We start from the raw sequence: 13,300 nt of genomic DNA on the forward strand, positions 1-13,300 counted from the left end.
GATTTACCGGCGGCCTGAGGTAAGAACAACCTACTATCAGGAGCAACCGCTTGTGGAGCCACAGTTGAGGCATTTGTAGCATGAACCGCTCCGGATCATAATGGAACCACATTCATGACACGGAGGTGCGTCTGCCTGTTCCTGGAAGACCTTCTTCTCAGTTTGTTCCAGCGATATCTTGAATTCCTTTTTTCCTTCCGTCTTTGGCTCGGCAACGATCGAGTCGACGACGACAGAAGCGGGCTGTTCTTCCCGGGGGAGGAATTTCAGTCCCATCCACCTGAAGATATAATCGAGTACCGACTTTGCGATCGGGACATCCTTGCTGTTTGTGAAGCCGGACGGCTCGAAGCGCATATGGCTGAACTTGTCGACCAATACCTTCAGAGGCACGCCGTATTGAAGGGCGAGCGATATTCCAGTGGCGAATCCATCCATCAGACCGCTGATCGTCGACCCCTCTTTTGACATCGTGATGAAGAGCTCGCCAGGAGTTCCATCCTCGTAAAGGCCGACCGTTATGTAACCCTCATGTCCGCTGATGCTGAACTTATGAGTTACTGCGTTGCGCTCATCCGGCAATCGACGGCGTATGACTCGTGTCGGGGCCTTCTCGTCCTTAGCCTGGGGGACCGGCTCCGATTTTCCGGTATCTTTCTTCGTGCTCAAGGGCTGAGTTCTCTTGGATCCGTCCCGATAAACGGCAATCGCCTTCAGGCCGAGCTTCCATGCTTCGATATATGCCTGCTCGATATCATCGACGGTGGCCTCGGCTGGAAGGTTGACAGTCTTTGAAATAGCTCCCGAGAGGAACGGCTGAACCGCGGACATCATCTTTATGTGACCCATATAATGTATTGATCGGGTTCCGTTCACAGCCTTGAACGCGCAGTCGAAGATGGGAAGGTGTTTATCCTTCAGATGCGGGGCACCTTCAATAGTGGCGTTCGCATCGATGTACTTCACTATTTCGTCTATCTGCTGTTCATTGTATCCGAGTGTGCTCAGTGCCAGAGGGACCGTGTTGTTAACGATCTTCAGATATCCGCCGCCGACGAGTTTTTTGTATTTCACCAGTGCAATGTCCGGTTCGACTCCGGTCGTGTCGCAATCCATCATGAATCCGATCGTTCCGGTCGGGGCGAGTACCGATATTTGCGAATTTCTATAGCCATACTCCTTGCCGATGGTGAGTGCATCGTCCCACACTTGCTTTGCGGAGTCGACCAAATATTCCGGAATAATGTCATGATTGATCTTGTCTACATGAGCTCTGTGTTTTCTGATAACTCCAAGCATAGGTTCGCGATTTGTTTCGAACCCTTCAAAGGGTCGAATATTCTGGGCGATGAGAGCGCTCTGCCTGTAGCCCTCGCCGGTCATGATCGCGGTTAGCGCGCCGGCATATGCTCTTCCTGCATCGCTGTCATATGGCAATCCCAGTGACATTAGCAGCGCGCCAAGATTCGCGTACCCGATTCCGAGTGGTCGAAACGCGAAACTGTTTTTCTCAATAGACTTCGTGGGATAGCTTGCGTTCCCGACAATGATTTCCTGAGCAGTAATGGTAATATCGACCGAGTGAATATACGCCTCGACGTCGAACGAACCGTCGTCTCTCCTGTACTTCATCAGGTTCAAAGAAGCCAGGTTGCATGCGCTGTCGTCCAGAAACATATACTCGCTGCAAGGATTCGAGGCGTTAATCGGAGCTGTGTTGGAGGATGTATGCCAGCTGTTGACTGTGGTGTGGAACTGCATTCCCGGATCACCACTAATCCAGGCAGCGGTAGCAATCTCTCTCATTAGCTCGCGAGCCCGATACGTTCCTGCCGGTTTGCCGTCTCTCACATTCTTTGTTGACCATTCCTTATCTTCAAGCACCGCCCGCATGAAGTCGTCTGTCGCCCTGACGCTGTGGTTGGCGTTTTGAAATTGGACAGAATCGTAAGCACCGCCTGGGACATTGAAGCCGGAATCGTAACCCGCGTCAATCAATGCCCAGGCTTTCTTTTCTTCCTCTGCTTTGCTCCTGATGAAGTCCAATACGTCGGGATGCTCTGCGTTCAAAATCACCATCTTTGCGGCGCGGCGCGTTTTCCCGCCGGACTTGATCACTCCCGCGAAGGAATCGAAGCCTCGCAGAAATGAGACAGGACCAGAAGCTGTACCACCACCTGATAATCTCTCCTTTGAAGAGCGGAGTGATGAAAAATTCGTCCCGGTTCCGCTCCCCCACTTGAAAAGCATACCTTCCGTCTTGGCTAGGTCGAGTATCGATTCCATCGTATCTTTGACGGAGTTGATGAAACACGCCGAACATTGGGGTTTGTCTTCCACACCCACATTGAACCAAACCGGGCTGTTGAAAGAGACATACTGGTTCACCAAGAGGTATGCCAGTTCGTCGTAAAAAGCAGAAGCGTCGTCATGGGAAGCGAAGTAGCCGCCCTTGATTCCCCATGTGGTGAAAGTCCTTGCAACGCGGTCGACAATCTGCTTAACGCTGCTCTCTCGCTCAGGTGTGCCAAGCTGGCCGTGAAAATACTTCGAGACCACTACGTTGGTCGCAGTCATGCTCCAGAACTCAGGAACTTCCACGTCATCCTGCTGGAATATTACCTCGCCCTTTTCGTTTGAGATCGAAGCGGTTCGTTTCTCCCATTTTATTTCGTCAAACGGATGGAGTCCCTTCTTTGTGAAGTGACGCCGAACAGACAGCCCGCCCCACGCGGACCGAGCCAGTGTATCATCAGAAACGAACGCATCGGTGTATCCCATCTAGACTTCTCCTTTTATATTGAAGAAAATGCCGTCTCGTACTGCAGACTGAATTGGTTTGAGCCCGCCCTGAGGCTGGCCTCGAGGGTATCCTGCTGTGCCAGACGGCAATCAATTTCAAATTTCCAGCGCTCAACTTAGCTGAGAATCGGTGTCCAAATTATCCCTGAAATCGAGCAAAGTCAAGAGATTAAGCCCGAGAATTGACTTCAACGCAAAGTTTGTTTGGTGTTTTATTGGTCTCAAAACTCCAGTAACTCCAGTCCCCGAGAAATTACTTTAAATGATAAATTGATTGAGTCCTTTCCCTAAAAATCGTGTGCTTGGGCATGGCAGTTGCGTTTATATCTGACTATGCCATGTATTCGCAGGTATGGGCTGGCGGCACGAACAAATGGAGTCTGCAATCTTCTGGCGGCTCGATGCCTGAACGGACGATTTTGAGCAAGCATATTTATCTGTACCATGATACAGATGTTTCTGATTCGGACATAAGATCGGTCGAGTCGTCAGATAAGTTTGTTCACGGCTTCGAGAAGCTCCCCGGTCGTGTAGGGTTTTTGAAGGAGCCCATCCGCGTAATTCTCCAAAACATCTTCGAGGTCCGATAGCTGACTGTAACCTGTAGATATAAGCACCTTCGACGGTCGGGCTCTCTTCTTCAACTCCACACATGTTTCTCTACCGCCCATGACAGGCATGATCATGTCGAGCACAACCAGATCTACATCTCCTGACTCGTCGAGGCGATCTATAGCAAGCTTGCCATTTGCCGCCGTCACGACGTCAAACCCATTCCCGCCAAGAATCTCAAGCCCAAGCTGCCGAACATCTTCCTCATCGTCAACGATCATTATCCGCAGTCTCTTCACTATTTCCTCACCGTCGACTGCACGGGCGGCACATCATTCTAAGTTGCCAGCGAACTGAGAACTTCCGAAAACGCTCGTTATTTCCACTTGACATAAAGGACTCTCGAGGTTATATTTCGGACATAACCATCTGATATATGTCCTTAATATTTAGCAGGCAATGTGAATACGCTCTTCAGGCTGTGCTGTACATGTCCGCACAGCCTGACAAGAGATTTACAAACATAATCGAGATGAGTGATCGACTTGGAATCCCGATGCCTTTTCTCGGCAAGACTCTGCAGTTGCTCGTGCAGGGCAAAATACTTTCCTCGCAGAAAGGCCCGAAGGGCGGATTCAGGCTGGAAAGGGACCCGGAAGAAATAGCTCTGTTCCATATCGTTGATGCAATCGATGGAACCGATTTCCTCACCTCATGTGTCCTTGGTTTCCCGGAATGTTCGACAAGAAATCCCTGTCCGATGCATTCAGAATGGGGAGTACTTCGGGACAAAGTTTATCAAATGCTGGCTAACAAGACGATTTCCCAGATCTCCAGAGAGATCAAAGCGAGCAAACAGATGCGGACAAAACTGAGACTCACGTGATTTTTATGGACATATTTAGGATAAAAACATCTGAAATATTTCGTGAGACGCCCGTGGGAATCGGCGGGACCGATAACTGTAAGATCGTGAAAAAAACTTCCGGCCGCTCGTATCTAAACATGACACGAGCAGATATCCGAAGTTACGTCCGGCTTTCCTTCTTACCGATGACTCCCTGGATCGGAACAGAGTTTTATCTTTTCAAAAGAAAATTGGAGCACGGAGAAGTTGCCACAATCAATCACCTGCCAGGCGTCGAGGGCCTTCTCCCAGTAAGTGCACTTGTCGGTTTACGCTGCTTGCTCCTCACTGGAATAGTGTACCATATTTTCGATGATATTGATTCCGCCGGCCATGTATTATAGCAGGATGCCCTCACAACCGATTGACGTTCTGAAGTGGGAACATGAGTTGATCCTGAGCAGGCTTGATGATCTCCTCTCCAGGGCGAGTGAAGCGCCGTGCGTCAAGACATTTATGATTCGATCGCAGACTGGAAGGCTGCTGAAGCTGCAGGAGCTTCACCAGGAGGCCGAGGAACGCTTTCTCTTTCCGTTAATGTCCGAAGTGGACGAATCTCTCATTTCATCTTTGAGAGTTGAGCACGCATCTCTTTTCCGGAGTTCTGATGTGATACAATCGACCGCCACAACTCATGAAATCAAAGAGCTCGTGCCTGTGCTCATGAGTCTCAAAGACGAACTCAAGAAGCACTTCGAAAAGGAAGAATCGAAGATCTTTGAAAACGCCCAGATTATTTTAACGCCGGCGAAATCCGATATTCTGAAGATAAAATTTGCCACCAGGAACCTGGCGATCATATGAAGATGAGAGAGGTGGTGCCCCGCGAACATGGAGCATGGGCGATGTGGATCGTGCCGATGATTACGGCTGCTCTCGTCTCGCAATTCCGCTTGAGTCTGCTGCTGCTGTTTGTGTCATTTGGCCTTTTGTATCTCGTTCATCATCCCGTTGTCAGGTTGATAAAGACGGGAAAATTCTCCAATCGGGATGAGAAGAAGTTTGTCCTGCTAGCGGGAATTCCGGCGCTGATAATTGCTTTGTCCCTTGTGCTATTTTTTGAACTTTACTGGTTGATTTGCTTCGGCATGATTGAACTGGCTCTTTTCGTTCTGAGTGTGAAAGCGTTCGTAGCCCGTGAGCAGAGGACGTATCTGAATGAATTCACTGTCGCTGCTGCACTTACTTTCACCGGGCCCGCCGCCTACTATGCCATCACGGGAACAGTCGACATCAATGCGGTCCAGCTCTATATCCTGAACTTCCTGTTCTTCGGCAGCAGCATTTTCTATGTCAGGACGAGGATAGAATTCCTGAAAGCAAAGGGGGTTTCGACTCGAGATACCAGACTCTCCGGATTTGTGACAGTAATCTATCACATAGTCCTCGTCGTCGTGGTGCTACTTCTGAGCATCTGCGGATCGACAAGTATCCTCATGCTTCTCGCATTCGCACCAATGATAGCTCAAGCAACATTTGGGCTCCTATTCAAGAAGGGGAAGCTTGACTTCAGCCGGCTAGGAATAGCGTTGGTGTTGCAATCCCTTTTCTTCCTGGCAGCAGTGCGGGTATTCTGGAAGTAGGGATGGGCCGCTGTTGAGGACAGAAGCGGCCCTCCAGGTTTCATTTCAGAAAAATGACCATCTTGTGTTTCCGGACGGCGTAGTCGCGGTAGGATGCGACATATACGCTTTTGATAACCGGAGCCGGTTGTCCGGCTCCTGACGGCCTCATGACCAGAACGAGGAAATTCTTTGCGTCACTTCGGATCCAGCCTGGTGGGAGATAAAAGTCCTGCTGCGGTCCTTCCGCGAAGAAACGGCCGAGGAGCATTCCGTTCAGCCAAATCTGGATGTCGCCCGTCGATTCGATGTGAAGATAGCGGGGGATTACCAGGTCTCTTTCTACGGGTAGAATGAACTGCCCCCTGTACCACAATATGCCGTTCCATGATGGAACAGTTTCCCAGTGAGGGCTACTCATCCATTTCGAGTCGTCATATTGAACGCTTTGCCAACCATCGAGTTCGCCAACGAGCGACCGATGAAATGACAACGACATGGGCACTGACTCGGGTGTACCCCATTCAAGTCTGACAGGCTTGTAAATGCCGCCCTGGCCACCGTTATTCTGCACATACACGGCAACAACGTTGTCACCGGGCTTCGCGCAGCTTGAGAGGGTGAATGAGAAGCGAGAGTCCCACCCATGATGTTCAACGACGAGTTTGCCGTTTACATAAACGACAGCATTGTCATCAACTCCATAGAATAACAGCTCGGGATTCTGTTTCAGCTCTTCATCGTTCATCTTGATAATGGTCCTGAACCACCGGCCTTCATTTTCTGCCATGAATTTCTGCGGTGCATTTCCTACAAGGGTCTCCTCCCAGTTGGAATCGTCAAAAGAGAGAGAAGCTTCTTGCGGATTGCTGCCCGGAAATGGTGCAGCTGAAGGAGCGTATTTCCATTTATTCAGATAGACGCGCTCTCCATCTTTCAGAACGGTGATCGATTTTACGCCTTTATTCTGTTCCATGAAACTTCCGTTTGGTCTCCCCTGGTTTTCGTACACGACTGTCAGCTTGTGTGTCCCAAGGGGAATGTTCACGTGTGCGATGTCCTCTTCGGCGTTCCCCGTCAGACCGGGTATTTGCCTGCCGTCGATGAAGACGGAATGCCAATCGTCATCGTAATAAGTCATTTTCAAAAGCTTATCGCCGCCTGTGGTCAAAGTGCCGGAGTAAATTGTATAGCCGCTCTGAAAGTCGCCCTCGCTTTCAAGCGGCGCGAATTCATCTCCCGCCTTCTTGACTTCAGATACACCAGAGGTGAACTCGGGATCGGCACTCATGCGGACATCCGTGATCGGGACACTCGGCATCTTCATCTGCGGGGTGTTGATCGCAAAGGTGATCATACCCGATTTTGGATCTGAAGATGTTTTCGTCGGTGTGCCGTCAATTGTCACGCCGCGCACGGGCGACTTTGCGAGTAGAGAAAAGGCATCATTACCGGGACGTGTCTGAAAGTCGACAGAAACCGTCTTGCCCTCTTGTGAGTGAGAAATTGCAAGATAGGAATCAGAAATAAGAGATCCCAGCGCTCGATTTCCGCCCAGCTCACAGGCCCGTGCAGCTCTTTCTTTCGATGTAAGAAGGAAATAGACGCCTTCCCAATTAAAAAGCTGGTCGGTGTTCTTCACCGTTACAATGTTCATGGACCCTTCGAGGCTTATGAACGCCTCGTCGCCCGGAATGCCGTATGCGATAACAAGAGGTTTGCCATTGAATTCTGAAATGTCTTCTATCTGCACGTTCGTGTATTTCAAACTCGTGCCGCCAGGAAGCGGGTAATTTACGGGAAGCATATAAGCATCCATCCCGCGCATCGGAATAGTCAGCGAGAACTGTGAGCTCCGGGGCGCATTGACCTGTACATGCGCTTCGACGGATTTATTGGTAGTATTCCAGACGTAGAGGAAGCTGACATATCCATCCGATCGAAGAAGAGCCTCGACCCCTTTCGTCTCGCAGAGGCAACCGCCTTTCACTTCTCGCGCCCGGGCGAGCTGTTCTCCACCGAGTCTGATGAAATCACCGATGAGTTTCACCGATCTGTATTTGCTCCAAAGACCGCCTGGTTCCGAGATCGGTGCGGTGTAATCGTAGCTTGTTGTTCTCCCCTTCGATCCCCAGTAGCCGAAGTTCGTGCCGCCGTAAAGCATATAATAGTTGAGCGCCTTCACTCCGTGACCGATTACGAACTTCGTGAGATCATCGATCTGATCGGACCCGTACTTGTCCACAACCCTCACGCTTGAGTCTCCCACACTTGAGAACCAACCTCCTTGCAGCTCGTTGATCATCGGTGGCGCGTCCGGCTGATCAGACTTGACTTTTTCAATGGCGGGCAGCGTGCCCTCGATGTTCCATGCGGGATAGAAGTTGCAGGCGTCCAGAATCTGAGAGAAGATAGAGTCAGCTTTGTCACGAGATTGTCTTGTCCAGCACGTAATTATAGGCACGTCTATCCCGTTCCTCACCGCACTTTCGTACAATGACTTGAGATAAATCACCTTCTCGCTGTCGGGGAGGTCATAGTAGTCGTATTCATTTTCGATCTGCATCATTATCACGCCGCCTCCGTTTGAAATCAGATGACGACGGATAACAGGGAGAACCTCGTCGTACCAGTATCTCGACCATTTGATATCGTCGGATGAAGCGCCCCTGAATCCGATGCCTTTGCCGGCAAGCCATTGGGGAAATCCGCCGACGTCCCATTCCGCGCAGATGTAAGGACCGGGCCTCACAATTATATAGAAGCCAAGCCCCTCGCATTTCGTCAGGAAATTGTCGAGCTCGCTCAAGTCTGCTTTGCCTTGTTCGCGTTCATGCCAGTTCCAGGCGACATACGTTTCAATCGTATTGAAGCCCGCCGCTTTGATTTTTTCGAGCCGGTCGATCCAGTCAGACGTATCGCACCTGAAGTAGTGGAAGCTTCCGCTGTAAATGAGAACGTTTTTTCCCCCGATGGTGAATCCGTCACGGTCGTAACGGACAAGGTCAGGCCTGGAGAATCTCACGGGGATCGGTTTTTTGGAAGGGGGAATTCCATCGAACGACAGGGTTGAAACCAGTATAAACGCGAATGCAATTATACTTGATGATCGGTGCATAACATCCTCCGCTGTCTGGTACTAATTAGGTTAACTGACGACGCGGTGCTATTCAAGAGAAATCCAAAGACGCCGCAAACCACATCTCATCTTTGAACTTCCTGTCATCATTGTTAAATTGATTTCCGCGATTCAAATTCAAGGAAGTAGAGGGATGAGTTTACTAGTGGTAGGGTCGCTTGCGCTCGACACGATCGAGACGCCATTCGGGCGGGCTGACATGGTCGCCGGTGGAAGTGCCGTCTACATCTCGATGGCTGCGTCATATTTTTCCGCCCCGATCAGGCTTGTCGGAGTGGTCGGGAGCGATTTTCCCAAATCTCAAATCGAACTGCTCCAATCTCGAGGAATCAACCTCGAGGGTCTCCAGATAATTGAAGGGGGGAAGACCTTTCACTGGAGCGGGCGTTACCATTACGATTTGAACGAACGCGATACGCTGGATACGCAGTTGAATGTGTTCGAGAAATTCAACCCGGTCCTCCCGCAGTCGTACAGGAAGAGTGACTACGTGGTTCTGGGAAACATTGATCCGGTATTGCAGCGGCGCGTCATCGAGTCGCTGGAAAAGAAGCCCGAGCTGGTCGTGTGCGACACGATGAACTTCTGGATAAAAGGGATGCCCGAGGAGCTGCACAGTACCCTCGCGATGGTCGACGTCCTGATCGTTAACGACTCGGAGGCGCGGCTGCTGGTTTCAGAACCGAATCTCATAAAGGCAGCGAAGAAGATTATGGGCATGGGTCCGCGGATCGTGATCATCAAGAAAGGGGAACACGGCGCACTTCTCTTCACGCCAACCACGGTATTTTCCGCGCCGGCGTTTCCGCTCGAATTCATATTTGATCCCACAGGCGCGGGCGACTCGTTTGCCGGCGGATTCATAGGGCATATCGCAAGGACTGAAGATCTTTCCGACGAAAACCTCAAGCGCGCAGTCGTATACGGAAGCGTGATGGCGTCATTCTGTGTGGGAAAATTCGGTGTCGATGCGCTGAAAGACCTTTCCGACCTGCAAATCCTGGATCGTTACCGCGACTTCATCAGGCTCTCCAAATTCGATGAGTGATATTCCCGATCCTATCAGCTGGGATAACGGGAACGTAAAGATCCTCGATCAGACCCGGCTTCCTCACGAAGAAAGATTCATTTCATCTAAAGACTACAGGGACGTCTGTGAGTGGATAAAGACTCTCAAGATCCGCGGGGCGCCGGCAATCGGTATTGCGGCGGCCTATGCGGCTGTACTCGCGGCGGTCGAGTTTGATTCTTCCGACAAGATAGACTCTCAACTTGATTCCGCCATCGTCGAAATAAGATCGACACGACCGACGGCTGTAAATCTCTCAAATGTTTTAAACCGGCTGAGGGCAACGGACATTCGCGGAAGGAAAGTCAGTGATGTTTTCCTTTCCGAGGCACATGCGATACTCGCACAAGAGATAGACGCCTGCAAGAGGATTGGGCAATTCGGTCTCGGGTTGGTTCCGGACAAAGCGGTGATATTGACGCACTGCCACACGGGGGGGCTCGCGACAGGCGGCTATGGCACCGCGCTCGGAGTGATTCGAGCCGCGCATGAAGCAGGCAAAGACGTCATGGTAATTGTAGACGAAACGAGGCCGTTGCTCCAGGGTGCGAGACTTACTACTTACGAGCTCCAGAAACTCGGTATAAAATTCAAATTGATAGTAGACGGTGCGTCCGGAATCGCTATTAAGAAATTTAAAGTTGATCTAGCTATCGTCGGTGCCGACAGGATCGCTTCGAATGGCGATACCGCGAACAAAATCGGAACGTACAACCTATCAGCTGTCTGCAAAGAAAACGGAGTGCCGTTTTATGTCGCCGCTCCTTCATCGAGTTTCGATTTAACAGCGGAATCGGGCGAGGACATTCCGATAGAAGAACGCGGCGCCGGAGAAGTCACCGGTTTCCAAAATTGCAGGACTGCTCCCGAGAATACGGATGTCTACTCACCCGCATTCGACGTAACTCCCTCCGACAACATCGCAGCGTTCGTGACTGAGAAGGGCATTATCGGGAAGCCGTTTGGGACGAACATTTCCAAGACACTAGGAACAGATCTCTGAGAACTTAATTACCGAGAACCGCCCGAACAGGGCGTCTGTTCTATTCAGAATCGACGTGGGCTGTTTCTGTTTTTTTCCTCTTGACATGAACCGCGCTAACCGGTATGTTTCTGTGCAGGGCATATTCGGGAGGAGGGCATGGCGAGTCAGGGCAAAGCACAAAGGTTATTTCCTTTTATTGTCGGCCTACTTGTGGTGTGGCCGGTTAGTGGAGCTATGTGTCAGGTACATATACACGAACACGTGGTTATATTGCCTGCGGAGAGATTTCATGGATCGGCCGTGCATAATCTTCGTTTCGTCTTTGCATGGGACACGCACAGTATGAGCAGGCTGTACGTCCCGATCGCACCTTGCGATGCCGGACCGTCAGACAATCCTCGTTACGGGAGTGACAGCATTGTGGTCGATGTACCCGGGGGATATTCGGGTCAATATGCCTTCGACCCGCAGGTCGGGATAGGGTTCGTTCCGAATGGCGAGACGATCCACGCGAAGTTCTCGATATACATCGATACAAACATTGTATACCAGCGGTCTGCTGCATTAGTCGGCTCCGGCGATGGAGTATATGCAGTGTGGCCGAGCGGATGGATCTACTATACACCGCCCTGGAATAGCGGATTCAATTTCAACCTGGACCCCAAATCAATACCATATTTGACAGATTCACACCCAACTATATCAGGGATAAACGACTGCAGCGGAGGATCGTGGATGCCTGCTGACTCGGTGACACTCACAATAATTTCGGGCACGGAATACGCGTCATTTTACGGATACGACATATCCAACGGGACATACGACATAGAGTTCGGGAGCGAAGTAAAAGGAACGCCGGCAGACATCACTGGGAATATACTGCTATCGGCTCAGCGAGCGGTGCCAGGGTCTCAGGGAGAGTGGGTCGTAGTGCAAGCATCGAGCGATGGGATGGGGAAAATCGATTCCGTGCTCGTTACAGCGCCTCCGGAACTCGATCATTTCACAGTGCAGCTTGAGCCAGATACGATAGCGTACTCAGAGGCCTCGAAGATAATCGTGCAGGCGAAAGACGCAGACAACCAGGATTTCTTCCTGGGTGGGGATATACTCATAAGCGCAGAACCGGGAGGATACGGTGAGATGACTTATGAGATACCCGGTAGAGCAGGAGATATCAAACCAAAGACACCGGTACATGCCGTTCAAAGCCTCGGGTCGACACATCGAGTTTCTGATGATGGAATCGATGTACCTTATTTCGCCGCGAACTACGGGTATGTGAGCTTCATAAGCGACGGCACGAAGCCGGCAGATGAAGTCGCAATAACGTTCACGGTCACGTCTGTCGATGAGCCGGCAAAGAAGGGGACGGGGAATCTCGTGATAAAAGGAAGCGAGCCTGAACTGGTAGTGATTTATCCCATGGATGAGCAGCTGGACCGGAAGGACATAACCGCCGAACCGAAGATGCCCGAGATTACAGCTAAAGCTAAACTGGAAAACTACAGCGGTGGGACGGTTAATTTTCAATGGAACCTGCGGATCCAGTATCAAGGAGAAGACGGGAGACAATTTGACGATGAGTTTCCAGGAAACACGACGGCAGAGAATTCCGATGTGAGTTTGTGGCACATCGATTGGCAAAAGATGATCAGTGGCGGCGACGAGATCACTCTTGATGTAACTGCGACTGCCGGAGGCAAGGTATATGACAAGACAGTCAATCATCCGTTCAAGGTAGTAGGTATCAATCCTACGAAGGATCAGATCAAGAGTGGAATGAGTATTGAGGAACAGGTAATAGCTTACATGGAAAGCAAACCGAGGTGGCACCATTTCAAGAAGGACCACGATTTTCCAATTTGGGGAAGGCAGCATGGATACGGCTTGATGCAATTGGACAATCCGCGCGCAACAGACGAGCAGGTGTGGAATTGGGTGGAAAATAGAAAAGAAGGGCAGAGACGGTTTGCCGGGAAGAAGGAGCTGGCCACCGCACATCCTGAGACGGTTAGGAACTGGGGAGGTAAGTATCGCTATGCGTTAGAATATACTCAGGAAGAAGAATTAACGGATGCGTTTCAATTGTATAATGGATATCATTATTGGATTTGGGCTCCCATTGTTAAAACAGTGCCGTCGTTAGGTGGTCATTGGATAAAGGATCCTAACTTAGGAAAGCCCAAAGCAGAAGGCGGCTATGGAAGAGATTACGGTGGGCCCGCGATGCAAGTGTATGATGACGTAGTCAACGGCAATCCGCCGGCAGCCTGGTGATTCA

General features: G+C 50.7%; 9 protein-coding genes. 6 read left to right on the forward strand and 3 right to left on the reverse strand.

Going from position 1 to position 13,300, the window contains the following annotated elements; all coding sequences use genetic code 11:
• Positions 1-36: 36 nt before the first annotated feature.
• Entirely contained in the window at positions 37-2,781 is a 2,745-nt protein-coding gene (locus VIS48_16150) for a vitamin B12-dependent ribonucleotide reductase (GenBank protein HEY9167686.1), read from the reverse strand.
• A 509-nt stretch (positions 2,782-3,290) separates the two neighbouring features.
• Complete coding sequence (locus VIS48_16155; protein ID HEY9167687.1) at positions 3,291-3,653, reverse strand: response regulator; 363 nt, start codon at positions 3,651-3,653, stop codon at positions 3,291-3,293.
• A 137-nt stretch (positions 3,654-3,790) separates the two neighbouring features.
• On the opposite strand from VIS48_16155, the gene VIS48_16160 reads away from it, so the two are divergent.
• From VIS48_16160 to VIS48_16170, 3 genes are all read left to right on the forward strand, one after another.
• Positions 3,791-4,240: an Rrf2 family transcriptional regulator gene (locus tag VIS48_16160; GenBank protein HEY9167688.1), complete on the forward strand. Its 450-nt coding sequence runs from the start codon at positions 3,791-3,793 to the stop codon at positions 4,238-4,240.
• Positions 4,241-4,594: 354 nt separating this feature from the next.
• Positions 4,595-5,065, forward strand: a complete 471-nt coding sequence (locus tag VIS48_16165) for a hemerythrin domain-containing protein (GenBank protein ID HEY9167689.1) — start codon at positions 4,595-4,597, stop codon at positions 5,063-5,065.
• Positions 5,062-5,844: a YwiC-like family protein gene (locus tag VIS48_16170; GenBank protein HEY9167690.1), complete on the forward strand. Its 783-nt coding sequence runs from the start codon at positions 5,062-5,064 to the stop codon at positions 5,842-5,844. The genes VIS48_16165 and VIS48_16170 overlap by 4 nt, the downstream gene beginning before the upstream one ends.
• A gap of 40 nt (positions 5,845-5,884) precedes the next feature.
• Here VIS48_16170 and VIS48_16175 read toward each other — a convergent pair whose 3' ends face one another.
• The gene (locus VIS48_16175) at positions 5,885-8,941 is read right to left on the reverse strand and encodes a beta-galactosidase (GenBank protein ID HEY9167691.1); all 3,057 of its coding nucleotides are present in this window, start codon (positions 8,939-8,941) and stop codon (positions 5,885-5,887) included.
• 154 nt (positions 8,942-9,095) lie between these two features.
• Between VIS48_16175 and VIS48_16180 the strand changes: the two genes are divergently transcribed.
• From VIS48_16180 to VIS48_16190, 3 genes are all read left to right on the forward strand, one after another.
• Positions 9,096-10,010, forward strand: a complete 915-nt coding sequence (locus tag VIS48_16180; GenBank protein ID HEY9167692.1) for a PfkB family carbohydrate kinase — start codon at positions 9,096-9,098, stop codon at positions 10,008-10,010.
• Entirely contained in the window at positions 10,003-11,034 is a 1,032-nt protein-coding gene (gene mtnA / locus VIS48_16185) for an S-methyl-5-thioribose-1-phosphate isomerase (GenBank protein ID HEY9167693.1), read from the forward strand. The genes VIS48_16180 and mtnA overlap by 8 nt, the downstream gene beginning before the upstream one ends.
• A gap of 138 nt (positions 11,035-11,172) precedes the next feature.
• Positions 11,173-13,296 carry a hypothetical protein gene (locus tag VIS48_16190; protein ID HEY9167694.1) on the forward strand — a complete coding sequence of 708 codons (2,124 nt, stop codon included), beginning with the start codon at positions 11,173-11,175 and terminating at the stop codon, positions 13,294-13,296.
• Positions 13,297-13,300 lie beyond the last annotated feature (4 nt).

The organism is Candidatus Kryptoniota bacterium, from assembly GCA_036567965.1.
GTDB lineage: Bacteria > Bacteroidota > Ignavibacteria > Kryptoniales > JAKASW01 > JAKASW01.